Here is a 22410-nt window from a genome sequence, read left to right on the forward strand (position 1 = left end):
GATGTGGGGAGGTGGGTCCTGCGAAGGAGATCCCGTGGTGCGTCTGGGGGCGTACCGGTGGAGCCTTCCCACCCTATTCGGGTTAGCAATCCGGCAGGTTGCTAACTACTTACGCGCAGATCTCCACAGAAAGATCCGGCCCCGTCCAGGGCGAACGGGGCCGGTCCCGGCACTCTCGCACTACGACCGCGGTACCTGCAGGAGTTTGTCCGGCGAACCGAGCCCTTCGCCGGACACCTTGCCGGAAACCGCCCCCGCGACGAGTGCCGCGGAGACCTGTGCGGGTGTGGCGCGCGGGTGACCGGACAGGTAGACGGCCGCCGCGCCGGCCGCGTGGGGTGATGCCATCGACGTACCGGAGAAGGTCGCCTTCCCCGTGTCGCTCGCGTACGACGCGGAGGTGATCGAGACGCCCGGGGCGAACAGGTCGACGGCCGGGCCGAAGTTCGAGAAGGCCGCCCGGGCGTCGTTCTTGTCGGTGGCGCCGACGGTGATGGCCTCCTTGACGTCGGCGGGGGAGTACAGGCCGGCCTGCAGCCCGTCGTTGCCCGCCGCGACGGTGTACGTGACACCGGAGGCGATCGAGTTGCGTACGGCCGCGTCCAGCTGGGCGTTGTGGATGCCGCCGAGGCTGAGGTTGGCGACCGCGGGCTTGTGCGCGTGCCGGGTGACCCAGTCGATGCCGGCGATGACCTGCGAGGTCGTACCGGCTCCGGCGTTGTCGAGGACCCGTACGGCGACGACCTTGGCCTTCTTGGCGACGCCGTACGTGGTGCCGGCGATCGTGCCGGCGACATGGGTGCCGTGGCCGTTGCCGTCCTGGGTGGTGGCGTCGTTGTCGACGAAGTCCCAGCCGTAGCTCGCCCGGCCGCCGAAGTCCTTGTGGGTGATCCGGATGCCGGTGTCGATCACGTACACCGTCACCCCGCTGCCCCCGGACCCGGGCGAGGTGTAGCTCCTGCTCAGCGGCAGGCTCGCCTGGTCGAGCCGGTCGAGCCCCCAGGACGGCGGATTGCGCTGGACACGGGCGGCGCTACGGCTGCCGCTGTCCAGGGTGACGAGGGTGTCCTGGGCGACCGAGGCGACCCGCGCGTCCGCCGCGAGGAGTCTCGCCTGTCTCTCGTTCGCCTTGATGGCGTAGCCGTTCAGAGCCGTGCCGTAGGTGTGGCTTATTTTCGCCCCGTACTTCTCGGCGAGGCCCTTGCCGGCCGCCGACGGAGCCGCTGTTCCCCCTTTCAACGTCACCAGGTAACTGCCGCTGACGGAACCGGGTTCACCGGCGCCGAGTATGGTCCCCTCCGGTGCGGCGTGCGCGGGCAGGGTGATGGCCGAAACGACCGCGGCCGTGATGACCGCGGTCAGACCCCCCGCCCGACGCAGACGCCGCGTGCGCGTCCGTGCCATGTCGAGTTCCCCTCCTTCAACTCTCCACTGGGCAGCCTCTCGTGAGGCGCGAAGCACCACAAGGGCGCATGAGGGGCCCGTATCAGTGCAGGGTGGTCATAACCAGCCCGTCGGGGTCTGGCGGCGAAGCCCCCAGCGACGCCCGCACCATCACCGGTACCTTCATCAGAGACGACGACGCACATAGCCGTGTGTCATCCAGCGAACGCGCCGAGGTGGAGCTGTGAAGGCGATCCGTCGATTCACCGTCCGTCCCGTTCTCCCCGAACCCCTCCGACCTCTCAGTGATCTGGCGCGCAATCTGCGCTGGTCCTGGCACGCCGACACGCGTGATCTCTTCCAGTCCGTCGATCCCGAGCGCTGGGCCGCCTCGGAACGCGATCCCGTACGACTCCTCGGCAGCGTCTCCGCCGAGCGGCTCGCGGAGCTGGCCGCGGACAGCCGTTTCCTGCGCCGGCTCACCGAGGTCGCGGGTGACCTCGCCGACTACGTGGGCGGTGACCGCTGGTACCAGGCCCAGTCCGGTGAACTGCCCGCCGCCGTCGCCTACTTCTCACCCGAGTTCGGTGTGACGGCCGCCCTGCCGCAGTACTCCGGCGGCCTCGGCATCCTCGCCGGCGACCATCTGAAATCGGCCAGCGATCTCGGCGTACCGCTGATCGGCGTCGGGCTCCTCTACCGGCACGGCTACTTCCGTCAGTCGCTGTCCCGGGACGGCTGGCAGCAGGAGCACTATCCGGTCCTCGATCCCAACGAACTCCCGGTGGCGCTGCTGCGGGAGGAGGACGGCTCCCCGGCCCAGGTCTCCCTGGCGCTGCCCGGCGGGCGTTCGCTGCGCGCCCGGATCTGGCTCGCGCAGGTCGGCCGGGTGCCGCTGCTGATGCTGGACTCGGACGTCGAGGAGAACGACGTCGGCGAGCGTGGAGTGACCGACGTGCTCTACGGCGGGGGCAGTGAACACCGGCTGCTCCAGGAGATGTTGCTCGGCATAGGGGGTGTGCGGGCGGTGCGGACGTACTGTCGTCTCACCGGTCACCCCGAGCCCGAGGTGTTCCACACGAACGAGGGACACGCGGGCTTCCTCGGCCTGGAGCGGATCGCCGAACTCTGCGACGCGGGGCTGGACTTCGACGCCGGCCTGGAGGCGGTGCGGGCCGGCACGGTCTTCACCACGCACACGCCCGTCCCGGCCGGAATCGACCGTTTCGACCGGGAGTTGGTGGCCCGGCACTTCGGTTCCGAGGCCGAACTCCCGCGCATGGACGTCCAGCACATCCTGAGCCTCGGCATGGAGACCTACCCGGGCGGCGAACCCAACCTGTTCAACATGGCCGTGATGGGCCTGCGGCTGGGCCAACGGGCCAACGGCGTCTCCCTGTTGCACGGTCAGGTCAGCCGCGAGATGTTCTCCGGTCTCTGGCCGGGGTTCGACGCGGAGGAGGTGCCGATCACGTCCGTGACCAACGGGGTGCACGCGCCGACCTGGGTCGCCCCCGAGGTGTTCCGGCTCGGCGCGCGGCAGATCGGCGCCCAGCGCACCGAGGACGCGCTGACGGTGGGCGGTTCGGACCGCTGGGACGCGGTCGCGGAGATCCCGGACCAGGACATCTGGGAACTGCGCCGCGATCTGCGCGAGCAGCTGGTGGTGGAGGTACGCGAACGACTCCGCGCGTCCTGGCGTCAACGCGGCGCCGGATCAGCCGAGTTGGGCTGGATCGACGGCGTGCTCGACCCCGACGTCCTCACGATCGGATTCGCGCGCCGCGTCCCGTCGTACAAGCGCCTGACGCTGATGCTGCGCGACCGGGACCGGCTGATGGACCTCCTCCTGCACCCGGACCACCCCATTCAGATCGTGGTGGCGGGCAAGGCGCACCCGGCGGACGACGGGGGCAAGCGGCTGGTGCAGGAACTGGTGAAGTTCGCGGACGACCCGCGCGTCCGGCACCGCATCGTGTTCCTCCCCGACTACGGCATGGCGATGGCGCAGAAGCTGTACCCCGGCTGCGACATCTGGCTCAACAACCCCCTCCGCCCGCTGGAGGCCTGCGGCACGAGCGGTATGAAGGCGGCCCTGAACGGCTGCCTCAACCTCTCGGTCCTGGACGGCTGGTGGGACGAGTGGTTCCAGCCCGACTTCGGCTGGGCCATCCCCACGGCGGACGGCACCGGCACGGATCCCGACCACCGGGACGACGTGGAGGCCGCGGCCCTCTACGACCTCCTGGAGCAACGCGTCACCCCGCGCTTCTACGAACGCGGCCAGGACGGGCTCCCCGACCGCTGGATCGAGATGGTCCGCCAGACGTTGACGTTGCTGGGCCCGAAGGTGCTGGCGGGGCGCATGGTCCGGGAGTACGTGGAGCGGCTGTACGGCCCGGCCGCGCACGCCCATCGTGCGATGACCCCGGACGCGGCTCGTGAACTCGCCGCCTGGAAGGGGCGGGTGCGGGCCGCCTGGCACGGGGTGACCGTCGACCACGTGGAGACGTCTGCGGCTACGGCCACTGCGGAACTCGGTACGACGCTCAATCTCCGGGTGCGGGTGGGGCTGGCGGGCCTCGCCCCGGACGACGTCGAAGTGCAGGCGGTGTCGGGGCGGGTGGATCCGGAGGACCGGATCGGCGACGCGACTACGGTCCCCTTGAAGCCGGCGGGGGGTCCGGACTCGGAGGGGCACTGGTTGTACGAGGGGCCGCTTGCCCTTGATCGCACCGGGCCCTATGGGTACACGGTCCGGATCCTGCCCGCGCACCGACTGCTGGCGTCTGGTGCGGAGTTGGGGTTGGTGGCGGTGCCCTTGGAGGACGGGGTGGAGGGTGCTGGGGTGTTGATGCGGTAGTCCTTCGTCCGCGGGTCCGTCGTGGCTGGTCGCGCCCACGCGGCGGAACCGCACATGTCACGGGCCCGCGCCCCGCTGGGGCGCGGGCGGTTCCCTCCCTACACCTCCGAATACGGCGCGCACATCTGGCGCAGCGTGCTGCCGATCCTTCGGGCGTACGCGTGCTGCAAGCCCCTCGTCGCCGGGCCGCCCAGCCGTGCGTACCACTTCGCGCCGCGGCTGAAGGCCGAGACCGTCAGCCAGACCGTGCCGTCGCCCGTGCGGTCGACGACGAAGGCCTCCTCGCCGGATTCGGGGTGGCCGGGGAGGGTGCCGTAGGCCCAGCCGGCTCTGCGGTGTTCCTCCACCGTCCAGACGATGCGGCAGGGGGCCTTGATGAGGCCGGCGAGGGTGACTGTCACCTCCACGCCGGGGGCCGCCTTTTCCGCGGTCGCCTCGATGCCGACGCCCATCTCGCGGTGCAGTTCCCAGGTCAGGACCGCTTCGGAGGCCCGGCGGAAGACCTTCTCGCCCTCGCCGATCCGGGTGCGCACATACAGGGGGTGGAAGCCCGGGGGGCAGAAGCCGCGTTCGCGGGTCGCGCCGACGTCGTCGTACGTGAAGGACATGGAACCCAAGAGTAGGGCGGTACCCGGAATTGCCTTCGCTCCGGGTACCGCCCTAGTCACTTGCCTGTCAACTCGGCTGTCGTCAGCTGACGTTGACTGCCGACCAGGCCGCCGCCACCGCGTTGTACTCGGTGGAGCCGGAGCCGTAGAGGGCGGCCGCCGCGCTCAGGGTGCCGGTGCGGGCGCCCGCGTACTTGGTGGTCGACGTGAAGTACGTCGTCAGGGCCTTGTACCAGATCTGCAGCGCCTTGGCGCGGCCGATGCCGGTGACCGTGGAGCCGTTGGACGTGGGCGAGTTGTAGCTCACGCCGTTGATGGTCTTCGCGCCGCTGCCCTCGGACAGCAGGTAGAAGAAGTGGTTGGCGACACCCGACGAGTAGTGCACGTCGAGGTTGCCGACCGAGGAGGACCAGTAGTTGGCGGAGCCGCCGTCCTTGCTGGGCTGGTCCATGTAGCGCAGCGGGGTGCCGTCGCCGTTGATGTTGATCTTCTCGCCGATGAGGTAGTCACCCACGTCGGACGAGTTGTTGGCGTAGAACTCCACGCCGGTGCCGAAGATGTCCGAGGTCGCCTCGTTCAGGCCGCCGGACTCGCCCGAGTAGTTGAGGCCCGCGGTGTTGGCGGTGACGCCGTGGCTCATCTCGTGGCCGGCCACGTCGAGCGAGGTCAGCGGGTGGGTGTTGCTGGACCCGTCGCCGTACGTCATGCAGAAGCAGCTGTCGTCCCAGAACGCGTTCACGTACGAACTGCCGTAGTGCACGCGGGAGTAGGCGCCGACACCGTTGTTCTTGATGCCGCTGCGGCCGAACGTGTCCTTGTAGAAGTCCCACGTCTCCTGGGCGCCGTAGGCGGCGTCCGCGGCGGCGGTCACGTCCGTGGTGGAGCTGGACGCGGCGCCGGTGCCCCACGTGTTGGTGGTGTTGGTGAAGAGGGTGCCGGTGCCGGACGTCCCGTGCTTCAGGTTGTACGTCTTGTGGCTGCCGCGCGAGGCGTCGGTCAGCGAGTACGTCGTGCCCGAGAGGCTGGTGGTGAGGCTGACGGTGCCCGAGTACAGGGTCTTGCCGGTGCCGGTGGCGTTCTCGATGCCCTGGTACTCGAAGAGCTTCTTGCCGGTGGCCGCGTCGGTGATGACGTGCAGCTGGTTCGGGGTGCCGTCGTCCTGGAAGCCGCCGACGATCGTCTCGTAGGCGAGGACGGGGGTGGCGCCGCCGGCCCAGATGACCTTGCGGGCACCGTCGGCGGCGGTCTTGTCGGAGCCGGCGGCCTTGGCGATGGTCAGCGCCTGCTTCTCGGCCTTGGCGGTGGAGATCTTCGGCGTGACGGTGGCGACCTTGATGGCCGCCGAGTGCGCCTTGGTGACACCCTCGGTCTTGCCCGACGGCGCGGTGTGCACGACCAGGTCGCCACCGAGGACCGGGAGGCCCGCGTAGGTGCGCTCGTAGCGGGTGTGGAGCGTGCCGTCGACGTCCTTGACGACGTCCTTGACGACCAGCTTCTCCTTGGTGCCGAGGCCTATCTGCTGGGCCGTCTCGGGCGCGGCGGCCTGCTTCTCCTGGACCAGCGCGGTGCGCGCGGAGTTGGAGAGGAGCTGCGGGGCGGCGGCGAGGGGCGCCGGCTTGGCCGCGGCGGGCTGGGCGGAGGCACCGGTGCTGACACCGGTGGCGAGCAGGGCTCCGGCGGCGACCGCGGTGGCGATGGCCAGGGTGGTGCGCTTGTGACGCGCGTAGAGGGGGGTCACGCAAGCTCCTCTGTGGGGGAGTCCGGCAGTGTGGGGTTACTGACCGGAGCGGTTGTGAATTGGCTGTGCTGAAGCGGCGTGAGGGAAGAGTGGCATCAGGGGCGCGTACATGTCAGGACCCCCAAGTGATGTTGGCTGAAAATCGACTGTCCGGGAAACATTGCGGCCATGTAAACGTCCACAACAGAGCGCCGCCCCGGAGTTGAAACCCCGAGGCGGCGCCCAGTTCGTGCGGCCGGAAGTGGACCGCTGGTTTTTACGGGAACGTAAGCTTCCAGCTGTTGATGTAGCCGGTGTCCTGTGCCGCCACGTCCTGGACCTTCAACTTCCAGACGCCGTTGGCGACTTCGGAGGACGCGTTGACCGTGTAGGTCGCCTGCACGTTGTCCGCCGAGTCGGACGAGCTGGAGTTCTTCAGGCGGTACGTCGACCCGTCCGGAGCGACCAGGTCGATCACCAGGTCACCGCGCCAGGTGTGCACGATGTCGACCGCGACCGCGAGGTTCGTGGGCGCGTTGCCCGTCCGCCCCGACACGGTGACCGAGGACGTGACCGCCGCCCCGTTGTCCGGAATCGACACGTCGGCCGTGTTCTCGAACGACGTGCCGCCACCGCCGCCGCCACCGGAGCGCGCACCGACCGCGACGGCCGCCCACGCGTCCTGCACCGCCTTGTACTCGGCGCCCGTCGTGCCGTACAGCTCACCGGCCGCCGCCAGCGTCCCGGTGCGGGCCGCCGCGTAGTTGGTGGTGGACGTGAACTTCGTGGTGAGCGCGCGGTACCAGATCTGCAGCGCCTTGTCCCGGCCGATGCCGGTGACCGGAAGTCCGTCCGAGGTGGGCGAGTTGTAGCTGACGCCGTTGATGACCTTGGCGCCGCTGCCCTCGCTCAGCAGGTAGAAGAAGTGGTTGGCGATGCCCGACGAGTAGTGCACGTCGAGGTTGCCGACCCCCGAGTACCAACTGTCCGCCGAGCCGCCGTCCTTGCTCGGTTTGTCCATGTAACGCAGCGGCGTGCCGTCGCCGTTGATGTCGATCTTCTCGCCGATGAGGTAGTCGCCCACGTCGGTCGAGTTGTTGGCGTAGAACTCGACGCCCGTGCCGAAGATGTCGGAGGTCGCCTCGTTCAACCCGCCTGATTCGCCCGAGTAGTTGAGCCCGGCGGTGTTGGAGGTGACGCCGTGGCTCATCTCGTGCCCCGCCACGTCGAGGGCGGTCAGCGGGTCCGCGTTGCCGGAGCCGTCGCCGTACGTCATGCAGAAGCAGCCGTCGTCCCAGAACGCGTTGACGTACGAATTCCCGTAGTGGACACGGGAGTAGGCGCCGACGCCGTTGTTCTTGATGCCGCTGCGGCCGAACGTGTTCTTGTAGAAGTCCCAGGTCTCCGCCGCGCCGTAGTGCGCGTCGGCGCCGGCCGTCGCCGCGTTCGACGTGGTGCTGTTGCCCCAGGTGTTGCTGGTCTGCGAGAACAGGGTGCCGGTGCCGGACGTCCCGTGGTTCAGGTTGTACGTCTTGTGGCCGCCGCGGTCGCCGTCGGTCAGGTTGTAGTTGGAGCCCGACTGGGTCGTCGTCAGCGAGACCTGGCCGCTGTACTGGGTGTTGCCGACCCCGGTGGCGTTCTCGATGCCCTGGTACTCGTAGAGCTTCTTGCCGGTGGCCGCGTCGGTGATGACGTGGAGCTCGTTCGGGGTGCCGTCGTCCTGGAGGCCGCCGACGACCGTCTCGTAGGCGAGGACCGGCTTGCCGCTCGCCGCCCAGATCACCTTGCGGGCCGAGTCCGCGGCCGACTTGGTGGAGCCGAGGGCCTTGGCGCGGGAGACCGCCTGCTTCTCGGCGGCGGCGGTCGTGACGTCCGGGGTGAGGTCGGCGACCGCGATGGTGGCGTTCGTCGCCTTGATGACGCGCTCGGTGGCGCCCGACTTGGCGGTGTCGACGACCAGGTCGCCGCCGAGGACCGGGAGTCCGCCGTAGGTGCGCTCGTAGCGGGTGTGGACCGTGCCGTCGGCGTCCTTGATGACGTCACGGACGACGAGCGCCTCCTTGGCGCCGAGGCCGATGTCCTCGGCCGTCGAGGTCCGCGCCGACGAGGCGTCGCGGAGCAGCTCGGCGCGCTGCGAGGGGGAGAGCGAGAGAGCCATGTGCGCCGGATTCCCCTTGCTGGCAAGGGGTTTGGCCGGAGCGGCGGAGGAGGTCGCGCCGGCCTGGACGGCCGCGGCGAGCAGAGCGGTGACGCCGGCTACGGCGACTATGTGGGAGGTGCGTCTGCGCGAGGAATTGCTTCTCAACACTGACTCCTTCAGGACGGTCGCGGATCACGCGACCAGGGGAGATCACAGGGATCACAGGAGTGAAACTGTGGGGTTGCTGTGAAGCGCCAGTGGGAAGAGTGGCAGCAGTCCGCGCTTTCTGTCAGGAGCGCGTCAGGATGTTGGCCGGAATTCGTTCGTTGTCCGGATATTCATGTTCGCTATACGGACCCCTCCCGGTCATGTGGCCGTCGGCCGCTCCCCGTGCCACGAATGCCACAGCGCCGCGTACGCCCCCTCCGCCGCCACCAGCTCCTCGTGCGGGCCGAGTTCGGTCAGCAGGCCGTTCTCCATCACCGCGACCCGGTCCGCGTCGTGGGCGGTGTGCAGCCGGTGGGCGATGGCGATGACGGTACGGCCCTCCAGTACAGCGGCCAGGGCGCGCTCGGTGTGGCGGGCGGTGGCCGGATCCAGCAGGGCCGTCGCCTCGTCCAGGATCAGGGTGTGCGGGTCGGCCAGCACCACGCGGGCCAGGGCGAGTTGCTGGGCCTGCGAGCCGTCCGTGGCCGAACCCCTGGGACCGAGGCGGGTGTTGAGCCCGTCCGGCAGGTCCCGCACCCACTCCTCGGCGCCGACCGCGTTCAGCGCCGCCCACAACTCCTCGTCCGTGGCGGCCGGTTCGGCGATCAGGAGGTTGTCGCGGACCGAGCCGAGGAACACGTGGTGCTCCTGGGTGACCAGCACCACCTGGCGGCGCAGCGTCTCCGGTTCCAGCCCGTGGACCGGCACCCCGCCCACGGTCACCGTGCCCTCGGTCGGCGCGTCCACGCCCGCCAGCAGCCGGCTCAGCGTGGTCTTCCCGGCGCCCGACGGGCCGACCACCGCGAGCCGTTCACCCGGCCGTACGGTCAGGTCGACGCCGTGCAGCACCTCGCCGCCGCGCTCGTAGGCGTACCGCACACCCGTCACGTCGATCCGGTCGTCCGCCGGGGTCGGCGCGTCGCCGTCGCCCTCCGCCCGAGGTGCCCGGGCCAGCCCCTCCACGCGGGCGAACGAGGCGCCGCTGCTCTGGAGTTGCTCGATCCGCATCAGGATCTGGTCCAGCGGGTCGGCGAACTGCCGCAGATACAGCGCCGCCGCCACCACCGCACCCAGGCCCACCTCCCCGCGCCCGTGCAGCCACCCGCCGACGAACAGCACACCCGCCACCGGGATCGTGTACGAGACCTCGACCGCCGGGAAGAACACGGTCCGCAGGAACAGCGTGTACAGCCGGCTCCGCAGCGCCGTCCGCAGCGTGTCCCGGCTCGCGGTCACCCGCCGCTCCTGGAGCCGGAACGCCTCCACCGTGCGGGCCCCGGCCACCGTCGCCGTGAGGATCTCGGCGACCTCCGAGTTGGCCGCGCCCTCCGCGAGATAGCCGTCCCGGGCCCGGCGCAGATACCAGCGCAGCGCGAACCACACCGGCGTGAGCCCCAGCACCCCGAACAGCCCGAGCAGCGGGTCGAGGGCGAACACCGCGCCCATCACGAACAGCGCCTGCACCGAGTTGACCAGCAGATCCGGCCCGACATCGCGCAGGGTCGTCCCCACGATCGCCACGTCCGCCGTGCCGCGCGCGGTCAAGTCACCCGTCCCGGCCCGCTCCACCACCGACGCGGGCAGTGCCAGCGCCCGGTCGACGAAGTCCTCCCGCACCCGCGCCAGCGTGCGCTCACCGAACCGGTGCCCCACGTACCGTGCCCAGCGCGCCAGCAGCAACTGGGCCAGCGCGCACGCCACGATGACCAGCGCCAGCCGGTCCACCGTGCTCACCCCGGCCCCGGCCCGCACGTCGTCCACGATCCGCCCGAGCAGCCACGGCCCGGCCAGCCCGGCCGCGGCGGCCAGCGCGTTCACCACCAGCACGACGGCGAACGCCCGCCGGTCCGCCCGCACCAGGCGCAGCGCGGCCCGCCGTACGTCCGCCTTTGCGGCGACGGGCAGTTGACCCTTGGCCAGTGCGGACTGCGTCCCTTTCGCCAGTGAGGACTGCGTCACCGTACGACCTCCTCCGCGTCCGCGTCCCGGGCCACCAGCGCGCGGTAGCCCGGTTCCTCCGCCAGCAGTCGGCGGTGGCCGCCGCTGGCCGCGACCTTGCCGTCGACCAGGTAGTGCACGGTGTCCGCGTGGTCCAGGACCAGCGGGGACGTCGTGGTCACCACCGTCGTACGGCCGGTGCGCTCCGCATGTAGCCGTCGCGCGACCGCCGCCTCCGTGTGCGCGTCGAGCGCCGAGGTCGGCTCCACCGCGAGCAGCACCTCGGGCTCGGCGAGCAACGCCCGTACCAGCCGTACCCGTTGACGCTGTCCCCCGGAGAGACTGCGTCCCTGCGCGGCCACCGCCGAGTCGAGACCCTCCGGCAGCCCCTGCACGATGTCGTCGGCGGCGGACGCGTGCACGGCCTTCGCCACCGCCTCCGCCGACCGCTCGTGACGCCCGGACACGACCTCCGTCAGCGGTCCGGCGAACAGGTCGGCCTCGTTGTCGGCGACCAGGATCCGCGCCCGCACCTGCTCCAGCGGAATCCCGTCGAGCCGCACCCCGCCCCAGGTCGCCACGGACGGCGCGTACCGCCCGAGCCGGTCCACCACGGCCAGCGCGTCGGCGGGCCGCGCCCCGACCAGCGCGGTCAGCCGCCCCGGCAGCACCCGCACCCCGGAGTCGGGATCGTGCAGGGCGGCCGGTTCGGCGGGAGCGGCCAACTCCCCCTCGTCCGGCACTGGTTCGAGCCGCAGCAGCTCTACGACCCGCCGCGCGGCCACCACGCCCCGGCTCAACTCGTAGACCATCTGCACGAAGAACGACACCGGGCCGATCAGCACCGCGACATAGCCGTACACGGCGACCAACTCGCCGATACTGAGCTGCCCCTGGGCCGCCAGCCGGGCCGCGAGCCAGGTCACCACGGCGAGGAACAGCGTCGGCAGCCCGACCCCGATCGCCTGCACCCAGCTCGCCACCGCGCCCACCCGGTAGCCCTGCACGCGCAGCCGCTGCGAGTCCTTGCGGAACGCGTCCGCGAACAGCCCTTTGCCGCCGAGGCCGTTGAGGACGCGCAGGCCGCCCGCGAGATCGCCGATGCGCGCGGTCAGCACGCTCTGCCGCTCCCGGTACTCCGTCTCCACGCTCTGCAGCCGCAGCGTCAACGGCCCCGCGAGCAACGCGATCACCGGCACACCCAGCAGCACCACGGCGGCCAGCGGCGCCGAGATCGACAGCAGCACGCCCGCGACCACGCCGTAGACGACGAGGGCGCCGAAGCCGGGGCCGACGACGGTGAGGGACTGGGCGATCGTCCACACGTCGCCGACGCCGGTCGTGATCACCTCACCGGCCTGCGCCCGGCGGGAGAGGACGGCGCCGAGCCGGACCGTCTGGCCGACGATCAGCTTCACCGTGCGGAAGTTGGCGTCGATCCGGACCCGGGTCATCGTGCGGTGGCGCATGATGCTCAGCCACGAGTTGACCGCGCCGACCACGAACAGCACCCCGGTCCACCAGGCCAGCGCGCCCATGTCCCCCGGCACCAGCCCGTCATCAACGGCTCGGGACATCAGATACGGCGCCGCCGCCATCAGCACCATCCACACGCTCGACAGCAGCGCCCCGGACACCGCCCGCCCCGGCTGCCGCCACACCAGCCACCACAAAAACCGCCAGCCGCCCCGGCAGTCGGGTGTCCCGGGATCCTCGTACGCGTCGATCATGAGCCTCCTTGCTCGGGCTGCCGGGCGCGCGCAGCCGTGAGCGATCCGGGGGTGGTTGGAGGCAACGAAGATTACCGAGCGTGAGCGCGGTTGCCCATCGAATATCGCGCGCCCGCACGCCAAGGGGCCGGCACGCGGGGAGGTGTGGTTCTCCTGGGACCCGTTACTTGCTCTGCAACTTCCCCAGGGGGGCGGGGTCTTGGTCCAGTGCGGCGGCTGCCGCCTTCCAGCCGGTGTCCTCGGAGTGGAGCGTGCTGCGCAGGAACGCCGTGGTGAGGTGCTGGAGCAGGGCGACGCGGGCGGGGCTCTCGTCCGTCGTCTCGGCCACCTCGTAGCCGGGGATGCCGCCGAGCGAGTGCTCCGCGCCGAAGAGGGTGAGCAGGGTCTTGTCGCCGGGACTGCAGGTGTACGGGTCGGTGAACCAGTCCGGTCCGCGGGTGGAGAGCTGGGACTGGTCGTGGTCTCCGGCGACGATGAGTGCCGGTGGGGTCATCGTGGCGAACGACGGCCTCATGAAGGGGAGTTGCTCGGCGGCGAACGGGGTCAGGTCGTCGCCCAGGCCGGTCAGGGCGAGCAGTACGCCCGCCTTGACGCGGGGGTCGGACAGGTCCTCGCCGGGTACGCCGTCGGGGTCGAGGACGCGCGCGCCCAGCAGTGTGCTCGCCGTCTGGGCTCCCCAGGAGTGGCCGGCCACGGCGATGCGGTCGTGGTCGACGCGCCCCGCCAGGCCCGGCACGGAGGCTTCCAGGACGTCGAGTCCGTCCAGTACGCGCTTGAGGTCCTCGACGCGGATGCGCCAGATCCGCGGGAAGCGGGGGTCCTCGTGCGGGATGCCGAGCGTCCTGGAGTCGAGGTGCGTGGGCTGGACGACCACGAAGCCGTGCGCGGCCCAGTGGTCCGCCAGCGGGGCGTAGCCGTCCATCGACCAGCCGAAGCCGTGCGAGAGGACGACGACGGGCAGATCGCCGCCGGTCACGGGCGCGGAGACGCGGACCTGGAGGTCCTCGCCGCGGCCCGGGGCGGGCAGGATCAGCGGTTTCACGGACACGATCGCGGTGTTCGAGTCGGACATGGCTGTGTTTCCGTTCCCTTTGTTGTCCGGTGGGCCTCAGCGGCGGCGCAGTGACGGGTCCAGGAGTGCGGGCGGGGTGTCGTTCTTCTCGTGGGCGGCGAGGTCGGTGCCGGGGGCGACGATCGTGTCGATCGCGTCGAGTACGTCGGCGGAGAGCACGGTGTCCGCGGCGGCGAGCTGGCTGTGCAGGTGGTCCAGGGTCCGGGGGCCGATCAGCGCGCTGGTCACGGCGGGGTGCGCGGTGACGAAACCGAGCGCGAGCTGGATCATCGTGAGCCCGGCCTCGTCGGCGACCGTGGCCAGCTGTTCGACGGCGTCGAGCTTGGCCCGGTTGGCGGGGACGGCCGTGTCGTAGCGCTGCGGCATGAACGAGGAGCGGCTGGTGGTGACCTCCCGGCCCTCACGGATCGCGCCCGACAGCCAGCCCGAGGCGAGCGGGCTCCAGGCCAGGACGCCGAGGCCGTACTCCTCGGTCACGGGCAGTACGTGGGTCTCGATCCCGCGCTGGAGGATCGAGTAGCTGGGCTGCTCGGTGACGTAACGGCTCAGGTGGTTCTCCCGGGCGGCCCACTGCGCCTGGACGATGCGGTACGCGGGGAAGGTCGAGGAGCCGAAGTAGCGGATCTTTCCCGCGCGTTGGAGGTCGGTCAGCGCGGAGAGGGTCTCCTCGTCGCCGGTGCGCGGGTCCCAGCGGTGGATCTGGTAGAGGTCGACATGGTCGACGCCGAGCCTGCGCAGGCTGTTGTCCAGCTCGGTCACCAGCCAGCGGCGCGAGGCGCCCTGGTGGTTGCGCTCCTCGCCCATCGGCAGGCTCGCCTTCGTGGCCAGCACGATGTCGTCGCGCCGACCCGCGATCGCCTTGCCGAGCAGCTCTTCCGACTCGCCGCCGCTGTACGCGTCCGCGGTGTCGATCAGATTGACCCCGCCCGCGAGAGCGGCGTCGACGATGGCGGTGACCTCCTCCTGGCTCGTGCGCCCGATCCTGCCGAAGTTCATCGCACCGAGCGCGAGGGTGCTGACCTGTACGCCGGTGCGGCCCAGGGTGCGGTACTGCATGGCTGTGTCCTCCAGGGCATGTAAGCGGAACCTTGTTCCGGAAACGATACGGAACGGGGTTCCGGTTAGCAAGCCTGGAGGGGTGGACCTGGGAGGTGCGGCGGGAGGTGGCTAACGGTCATGAACGGTGACTAGTAGTTACGAGCTGTGGTGATGGAGGTGCGGGGCCGGGCTGCGCGCATCGCGCTTACGCCAGGCTGTCCCGCCATGCCCGGTGCAGGTCCGCGAACCGCCCCGTCCCCGCGATCAGTTCGGCCGGGGTGCCGTCCTCGACGACCCGGCCGTGTTCCATGACCAGTACCCGGTCCGCGATCTCGACCGTGGACAGCCGGTGTGCGATCACGACCGCCGTACGGCCGCGCAGGACGGTCGACATGGCGCGCTGTACGGCCTGTTCGCCCGGGACGTCGAGGGAGCTGGTCGCCTCGTCGAGGATGAGGACGGCGGGGTCGGCGAGCAACGCCCGTGCGAACGCGACGAGTTGGCGCTGACCGGCGGAGATACGGCCACCTCGCTTGCGTACGTCCGTGTCGTAGCCGTCGGGCAGCGCGCTGATGAAGTCGTGCGCGCCGATCGCCTTCGCGGCCCGCTCGATCTCCTCACGGGGTGCGTCCGGTCGGCCGATCGCGATGTTCTCGGCGACCGTGCCGGAGAACAGGAACGCCTCCTGCGTCACCATCACCACCCCGCGCCGCAGTTCGGGCGCGGACAGCTCGCGCAGGTCGACGCCGTCGAGCAGGACCCGCCCGTCCGAGGGGTCGTAGAACCGGGCCAGCAGTTTGGCCAGGGTGGACTTGCCGGCGCCGGTGGAGCCGACCACGGCGACGGTCTGGCCGGCGGGGAGGGTGAGGTCGAAGACGGGCAGGACCTCGCCGCCGGTGCGGTAGGTGAAGCGGACGCCGTCGAAGACGACCTCGCGGCCGGGCTGCTCCGACTCAAGTTCCGGGAGCTGGACGGGAGTTGAGGGTTCGGGGACCGACGGGGTCTGGGCCAGCAGGCCCGCGATCTTCTCCAGGGAGGCCGCGGCCGACTGGTACGAGTTGAGGAACATGCCGAGGCGGTCGATCGGGTCGTAGAGCCGCCGTAGATACAGCACCGCGGCGGCCAGTACGCCCAGCTCCAGTGAGCCGTCCGCGACCCGGGTCGCGCCCCAGAGCACGATCCCCGCGACGGCCGTGTTGGCGACCAGGCGGGAGCCGGTGACGTAGCGGGCCATCTCCAACAGGGCGTCGCCGTTGGAGCGTTCGTGCTGCTGGTTGAGGACCTGGAAGTCGGCGTCGTTCACGGCCTCGCGGCGGAACGCGCGGACCGGGCGGATGCCGTTCATCGTCTCGACGAACTTCACGATCACGCGCGCGATCGCCGTGGACCGGATCGCGTACACCCGTACCGCGCGCCGCTGGTAGACCCGCACCAGCAGGTACAGCGGCACGAAGGACGCCACCGCGACCGCGCCGAGGCCCAGGTCGAGCCAGAGCAGCATCGCCGAGATGTACACGAACGACAGGACGACCGTGATCAGCTCCTGGAGTCCCTCGCTGAGCAGTTCGCGCAGGGCCTCGATGTCCGTGGTGGAACGGGAGATGAGCCGGCCGGACGTGTACCGCTCGTGGAAGTCGATGCTGAGCGCCTGCGCGTGCCGGAAGATACGGCCGCGCAGATCGAGCAGCACGTCCTGGTTGACGCGGGCGGAGGCGCCGATGAACGCGTACTGCAGCCCGCCGGAGACCAGCGCGCAGAGCAGGTAGCACGCCCCTACGGCGATCAGCGGGCCGTGGTCGTCATTCCGGAACGCCGGTACCGCGCGGTCGATGGCGTACGCCACGAGGAGCGGGCCCACCTGCACGGCCGCCTGCTGTAGCAGCAGGAGGAGGGTCGTGACGGTGACGCGTGCCTTCATGGGCGCGAGCAGGGAGCGCAGGAGCGCGGCGGTCGCGCCCGGGGGAGTGGGCAGGACGTCGTGATCGAAGGGGTCGCCCGCGGCGGGCCTGCGCGGGTGCGGGGGCGCGGGCTCGGGATTGTCGTCGTCGCCGCCACCGGTGGTGGGGGCGGAGGTGGTGGCCGCGGTCATCGTTCGTCCCCCTGGTGCTCGGCCCCCGACATGAGGTGCGCGTACTCCGCGTTCGTCCGTAGTAGTTCCTGATGGGTGCCGACCGCCGTGATGCGGCCGTCGGACAGCAGGGCCACGCGGTCGGCGAGCAACACCGTGGACGGGCGGTGGGCCACGATCAACGCCGTTGTATCGGCCAGGACTTGGCGGAGGGCGGCCTCAACTGCGGCCTCGGTGTGGACGTCCAGCGCGGAGAGCGGGTCGTCCAGGACCAGGAAGCGGGGTTGGCCCACCACCGCCCTTGCCAGCGCGAGGCGTTGGCGCTGGCCGCCGGAGAGGCTCAGGCCCTGTTCGCCTACCTGGGTGTCCGTGCCCTGGGGGAGAGCGTGCACGAAGTCCGCCTGCGCGACGGCCAGTGCTCGCTCCAACTCGGGTTCTCCTGCGGCCTTTTCGGCTCCCATGAGTACGTTCTCCCCGACACTCGCCGAGAACAACGTCGGTTCCTCGAAAGCCACGGCGACGAGGGCGCGCAGCGATTCCCGGGGCATGGCGGTGATGTCCTTGCCGTCCAGTGTGATCTGGCCGGAGGTCACCTCGTGGAGGCGGGGGACCAGGGCGGTGAGGGTGGTCTTGCCGGTGCCGGTGGCGCCTACCAGGGCCATGGACTCGCCGGGCCTGATGTGCAGGTCGATGTTTTCGAGCGTGGGAGGGGAGTCGGCGGGGGCGTCGGGATAGCGGAAGGAGACGGTGGAGAAACGGATGCCGTCGTTGTCGGGTGCCGGCCGGTGGGGGCCGGTCGCGCCCCGCGGCGGAGCCGCATGTCGATACGGCCCCGCGCCCCTTTGGGGCGCGCCCCCTAGGGGCGTCTCCGTCTCCGGGGGTTCGTCCACCACCTCGAAGTAGCGCTCCGTCGCCGTCGCCGCCTCCTGGCTCATCGCCAGCAGGAAGCCGATCGACTCCACCGGCCAGCGCAACGCGAGCGCCGTCGAAAGGAACGCCACCAGCGTGCCCGCCGACAGACCCCCGTCCGCGACCTGCACCGTCCCCACCACCAGCGCCGCCCCCAGCGCCAGCTCGGGGAGGGTCACGATGACGCCCCAGATCGTGGCGAGGAGTCGGGCCTTGCGGAGTTCGGTGCCGCGCAGGGTGCGGGACAGGTCGCGGAAGGCGCGGGCCTGGCTGCGGTGGCGGCCGAAGCCCTTGATGATGCGGATGCCGAGGACGCTCTCCTCGACGACCGTCGTCAGATCGCCGACCTGGTCCTGCGCGAGCCGCGCCACGTGCGCGTACCGCCGCTCGAAGATCACGCACGTGACGATCACCGGTAGGGCGGGCCCGAGGATCACCATCCCCAGCGTCCAGTCCTGGAGCAACATGATGGTCACGCCGACCAGGATCGTCACGGCGTTGACCAGCAGGAACGTCAGCGGGAAGGCGAGGAACATCCGGAGCAGCATGAGGTCGGTCGTGCCCCGGGAGAGGAGCTGGCCCGACGGCCATCTGTCGTGGAAGGACACCGGCAGGCGTTGCAGATGCCGGTACAGGTCCGCCCGCATCTCCGCCTCGACATGGGACAACGGCCGCGCGACCAGCCACCGCCGCAGCCCGAACAGGCCCGCCTCCGCGATCCCGAGCAGCAGCAGATACAGCGCGCCGAGCCACACGCCCGCCGTGTCCCGGTCGGCGACCGGTCCGTCCACCATCCACTTCAGGACGAGCGGGAACACCAGCCCCGTACAGGACGCGACGACGGCGACCCCGGCCGCGGCGAACAGCCGTACCCGCACGGGCCGGACGTACGGCCACAGCCGCGCGAGCGTACGGACCGCGGACCGGTCGGATCGGTCGGTGCCGTCTTTGGTGGTTGCGTGTGTCGTCGACATCACGGGCGAGCCTACGGACCGGCACTGACAGTGCCCACCGAGTTTTGGCCGGACCGGGATCGGCCGTTGGTCCTACGACCTGGGTGTTCGAGGGGTCGTAGGGCCGCATCAACCGATCGGTTGATGTCCCTTCGAGCGCGATGGCCGATGTGCCGGGCCCGGTCCCGGCGGGACCCTCGGAACATGTCAGCCACTCCTGTCATCGAAGTCACCGCACTACGGAAGTCCTACGGCGGCCGGGCCGTCGTCGACGGGGTCTCGTTCGCCGTCGAGGAGGGTGAGATCTTCGGGATCCTCGGCCCGAACGGCGCCGGCAAGACCACCACCGTCGAGTGCGTCGAGGGCCTGCGGGTCCCGGACGCGGGCCGGGTCCGCGTCACCGGACTCGACCCGGTCGCCGACCACGCGGAGGTCGCCCGGGTCCTCGGCGCCCAGCTCCAGGAGAGCGAGCTCCAGGCCAAGCTCACCGTCCGCGAGGCGCTGGAGCTGTACGCGTCCTTCTATCCGCACCCCGCCGACTGGCAGCCGCTGGCCGAACGCCTGGGCCTGACCGCCAAGTTGACCACCCGGTTCGCGAAACTGTCCGGCGGCCAGAAGCAGCGCCTGTTCATCGCGCTCGCGCTCATCGGCAATCCCCGGATCGTCGTCCTCGACGAGCTCACCACCGGCCTCGACCCGCGCGCCCGCCGTGACACCTGGCAGCTGATCGAGGACGTGCGGGCGAGCGGGGTCACCGTGCTGCTCGTCACGCACTTCATGGAGGAGGCGCAGCGGCTGTGCGACCGGATCGCCGTGATCGACAAGGGCCGGGTGGCCGCCCTGGACACCCCGGACGGGCTGATCCGGCGCTCGGCGGGCTCCACCGTCATCAGTTTCACGCCCTCCGCGGCGCTGGACGACGGTGATCTGAACGCGCTCCCCGCGCTCACGTCCGTGACGCGCAAGGACGGCCGGATCACCCTCTCCGGCTCCGACGAGACCGTCAACGCGGTCATCACGCTGCTCGCCCGCAACCACATCACCGCCCACCAACTCCGCGTGTCCGACGCCACGTTGGACGACGCGTTCCTGGACCTGACGGAGGTCTCCGCATGAACACCGCAGTCCTGCGCACCGAGTTGAGGCTCTTCCGCCGCGAACCGGGCGCCCTCTTCTGGATCTTGCTCTTCCCCACCCTGCTGCTGGTGATCCTGGGTTCCATCCCGGGCTTCCGCCACCACGAGGCCGACCTCGGCGGCCTGCGCACCGTCGACGTGTACGTCCCGGTCGCCGTCCTGCTCGGCATGATCGTCGGCGCGCTCCAGTCGATGCCGCAGAACATCACCGGCTACCGCGAACGCGGCATCCTCCGCCGCATGTCCACCACCCCGGTCCGGCCCACCGCCCTGCTCGCCGCGCAGATGGTGGTCTACGGCGCGGCGGCCCTGGCCTCCGCCCTGTGCGCCCTGATCGTCGGCCGGCTCGCCTTCGACGTACGCCTCCCGAAGCAGCCCGGCGGCTACCTCCTCGCCCTGCTCCTCGCGATCCTGGCCGCCCTCGCGCTGGGCTCCGTGGTGTCCGCGCTGTCCCGGACCACGAAGATCGCGGGCGCCATCGGGTCGGCCGTGTTCTTCCCGATGATGTTCTGCGCGGGCGTGTGGATCCCGGTGAACTCCATGCCGGACGTGATGGCGCGCATCGTCGGCTACACCCCGTTCGGCGCCGCCGCCGAGGCCCTGAACCGGGCGGCGGCCGGGAACTGGCCGGGCTGGGCACACCTGGGTGTGCTGGTGGCCTGGACCGTGCTGCTCACGGCGGGCGCGTCCCGCTGGTTCCGCTGGGAGTAGGGGAGGCGGCCGTGCAGACTGGGGAGATGACCACGAGGGACCGGCAGATCGAGCGGCGCTGGGAACAGCTGCACACCTGGGGGCCGTACGGGCTGCTCGGTATCAGTGTCGTCCTCGCGCTCGCCTCCTCCGGTCTGTTCGACTACTCCGCCGCCCAGTGGTGGATGGGCTGGTCCCTGGCCGGCGCGGCGCTCGTCCTCCAGCTGTGGTGGCACGGCACCCGCTCCCGCCGCCCCGACCGCGGCCGGACCCCGTCGCGGGCGGGGACGGCCTACTACGTCGTCCGCTGGGCCATCGCCTTCGTCCTCACCTGGATCGACCCGTTCTTCGCGTTCTACGCCGCCTCCGGCTTCATGGACGCCGACGAACTGATCCCGGGCACGGTGGCGCAGCGGGTCGGACTGTTCGCGAGCGCGGTCACCGTGGCCGGTGCGCAGGCCGGCGGAATGCCGTTCGGGAGCGGGCTCCAATGGGTGCTCTTCGCGGCACTCGTGGCCGCCAACTCCGGTCTGCAGATGGCGATCGCGCATCTCACCCAGCAGGAGTCGGAGCGCTCCCGCGAGCGCAGCGAGACCATCACCGAACTCGAACGCACCAACACCGCCCTGCAACAGGCCCTCGACGAGAACGCAGCCCTGCACGCCCAACTCCTCGTCCAGGCAAGGGAAGCAGGGGTCGCCGACGAACGCCGACGGCTCGCCGCCGAGATCCACGACACCATCGCCCAGGGCTTGACCGGCATCATCGCCCAGCTCCAAGTCGTAGCCAACGCACCCGACTTGACGACCGCCCGCACCCACCTCGAACGCGCCTCCGCGCTCGCCCGGCACAGCCTCGGCGAGGCCCGCCGGTCCGTGCAGAACCTCGCCCCGATCGCGCTGGAGAACGACGGACTGCCCGAGGCCCTGAAGAACACGGTCGCGGAGTGGGGCGAACGCACCAATGTCCGCGCCGAGTTCACCGTCACCGGCATCACCGAGCAGCTCCACGACGAGATCTCGGCGACCCTGCTGCGCATCGCCCAGGAGGCCCTGTCGAACGCGGCCCGGCACGCCCGGGCCACCCGCGTCGGCGTGACCCTCAGCTTCCTGGGCGACGAGGTCATCCTCGACATCCGCGACGACGGTCAGGGCTTCGACCCGCTCGCCCTCCCCGAACGCACCCGCACCGGCGGCTTCGGCCTCGACGGCATGCGCGCCCGCGCCGAACGCGTCGCGGGCTCCCTCGCGATCGAGGCCGAGCCGGGACACGGCACGGCCCTCTCGGCTCGCGTACCGTTGGTCCGCCATGAGTGACGAGTTGCTGATCTCCCTGTTGATCGTCGACGACCATCCCGTCGTACGGGACGGTCTGCGCGGCATGTTCGAGTCCGCGCCCGGATTCCGCGTCCTGGGCGAGGCGTCCAACGGCGTCGAGGCCGTGGAGCGGGCCGCCGACCTCGACCCCGACGTGATCCTGATGGACCTGCGCATGCCGGGCGGCGCGGGCGTCGACGCCATCCGCGAGCTGACCGGGCGCGCCGCCCGCGCGAAGGTGCTCGTCCTGACGACGTACGACACCGACTCCGACACGATCCCCGCGATCGAGGCGGGCGCGACGGGCTATCTGCTGAAGGACGCCCCGCGCGACGAACTCTTCACCGCCGTCCGCGCGGCGGCGGAAGGCCGCACGGTCCTCTCACCCGCCGTCGCCTCCCGCCTGGTCTCCGCGGTCCGCGCACCCCAGACCCCCGGCAACGAATCGCTCTCCGCCCGCGAACGCGAGGTCCTCGCCCTGGTCGCCAAGGGCACCTCCAACCGCGAGATCGCCCGCGAACTCTTCATCAGCGAGGCGACCGTGAAGACCCATCTCACCCACCTGTACGGCAAGTTGGGCGTCAAGGACCGCGCGGCCGCCGTCGCGGTGGCGTACGACCGGGGGATTCTCGGCTAGGGCGA

15 protein-coding genes are annotated in these 22410 nt (G+C 70.8%); 5 read left to right on the forward strand and 10 right to left on the reverse strand.

What is annotated here, in order from left to right; all coding sequences use genetic code 11:
• Window positions 1-180: 180 nt before the first annotated feature.
• On the reverse strand, window positions 181-1404 hold the full coding sequence (locus tag OG496_RS38040; protein WP_405974081.1) for a S8 family peptidase: 1224 nt from the start codon (window positions 1402-1404) through the stop codon (window positions 181-183).
• Between the two features lie 223 nt (window positions 1405-1627).
• Here OG496_RS38040 and OG496_RS38045 point away from each other — a divergent pair, with 223 nt between their 5' ends.
• Entirely contained in the window at window positions 1628-4246 is a 2619-nt protein-coding gene (locus OG496_RS38045; RefSeq protein WP_405974082.1) for a glycosyltransferase family 1 protein, read from the forward strand.
• A 98-nt stretch (window positions 4247-4344) separates the two neighbouring features.
• On the opposite strand, the gene OG496_RS38050 is transcribed toward OG496_RS38045, so the two are convergent.
• The 9 genes from OG496_RS38050 to OG496_RS38090 form a co-directional block, all read right to left on the reverse strand.
• Window positions 4345-4854: a DUF1990 family protein gene (locus OG496_RS38050; RefSeq protein ID WP_405974083.1), complete on the reverse strand. Its 510-nt coding sequence runs from the start codon at window positions 4852-4854 to the stop codon at window positions 4345-4347.
• Window positions 4855-4936: 82 nt separating this feature from the next.
• The gene (locus tag OG496_RS38055) at window positions 4937-6592 is read right to left on the reverse strand and encodes a M4 family metallopeptidase (RefSeq protein WP_405974084.1); all 1656 of its coding nucleotides are present in this window, start codon (window positions 6590-6592) and stop codon (window positions 4937-4939) included.
• Window positions 6593-6848: 256 nt separating this feature from the next.
• Complete coding sequence (locus OG496_RS38060) at window positions 6849-8876, reverse strand: M4 family metallopeptidase (RefSeq protein ID WP_405974085.1); 2028 nt, start codon at window positions 8874-8876, stop codon at window positions 6849-6851.
• 201 nt (window positions 8877-9077) lie between these two features.
• On the reverse strand, window positions 9078-10838 hold the full coding sequence (locus tag OG496_RS38065) for an ABC transporter ATP-binding protein (RefSeq protein ID WP_405976797.1): 1761 nt from the start codon (window positions 10836-10838) through the stop codon (window positions 9078-9080).
• Between the two features lie 35 nt (window positions 10839-10873).
• Entirely contained in the window at window positions 10874-12586 is a 1713-nt protein-coding gene (locus tag OG496_RS38070; protein ID WP_405974086.1) for an ABC transporter transmembrane domain-containing protein, read from the reverse strand.
• Window positions 12587-12749: 163 nt separating this feature from the next.
• Complete coding sequence (locus OG496_RS38075; RefSeq protein WP_405974087.1) at window positions 12750-13658, reverse strand: alpha/beta hydrolase family protein; 909 nt, start codon at window positions 13656-13658, stop codon at window positions 12750-12752.
• A gap of 36 nt (window positions 13659-13694) precedes the next feature.
• Window positions 13695-14714, reverse strand: coding sequence for an aldo/keto reductase (locus tag OG496_RS38080; protein ID WP_405974088.1), 1020 nt, complete (start codon window positions 14712-14714; stop codon window positions 13695-13697).
• Window positions 14715-14901: 187 nt separating this feature from the next.
• Window positions 14902-16785, reverse strand: a complete 1884-nt coding sequence (locus OG496_RS38085; protein WP_405974089.1) for an ABC transporter ATP-binding protein — start codon at window positions 16783-16785, stop codon at window positions 14902-14904.
• Window positions 16782-18647 carry an ABC transporter ATP-binding protein gene (locus OG496_RS38090; RefSeq protein WP_405974090.1) on the reverse strand — a complete coding sequence of 622 codons (1866 nt, stop codon included), beginning with the start codon at window positions 18645-18647 and terminating at the stop codon, window positions 16782-16784. The genes OG496_RS38085 and OG496_RS38090 overlap by 4 nt, the downstream gene beginning before the upstream one ends.
• A 183-nt stretch (window positions 18648-18830) precedes the next feature.
• On the opposite strand from OG496_RS38090, the gene OG496_RS38095 reads away from it, so the two are divergent.
• From OG496_RS38095 to OG496_RS38110, 4 genes are read left to right on the forward strand one after another with little or no spacing between them, the layout of a single operon-like run.
• Window positions 18831-19742, forward strand: a complete 912-nt coding sequence (locus OG496_RS38095) for an ATP-binding cassette domain-containing protein (RefSeq protein WP_405974091.1) — start codon at window positions 18831-18833, stop codon at window positions 19740-19742.
• A complete protein-coding gene (locus OG496_RS38100) occupies window positions 19739-20473 on the forward strand; it encodes an ABC transporter permease (protein ID WP_405974092.1) in 735 nt (244 codons plus the stop codon). The genes OG496_RS38095 and OG496_RS38100 overlap by 4 nt, the downstream gene beginning before the upstream one ends.
• Window positions 20474-20499: 26 nt before the next feature.
• Window positions 20500-21768 carry a sensor histidine kinase gene (locus tag OG496_RS38105; RefSeq protein ID WP_405974093.1) on the forward strand — a complete coding sequence of 423 codons (1269 nt, stop codon included), beginning with the start codon at window positions 20500-20502 and terminating at the stop codon, window positions 21766-21768.
• The gene (locus tag OG496_RS38110; RefSeq protein ID WP_405974094.1) at window positions 21761-22405 is read left to right on the forward strand and encodes a response regulator; all 645 of its coding nucleotides are present in this window, start codon (window positions 21761-21763) and stop codon (window positions 22403-22405) included. The genes OG496_RS38105 and OG496_RS38110 overlap by 8 nt, the downstream gene beginning before the upstream one ends.
• Window positions 22406-22410: the final 5 nt, after the last annotated feature.

This window comes from Streptomyces sp. NBC_00988 (assembly GCF_045162645.1).
GTDB lineage: Bacteria > Actinomycetota > Actinomycetes > Streptomycetales > Streptomycetaceae > Streptomyces.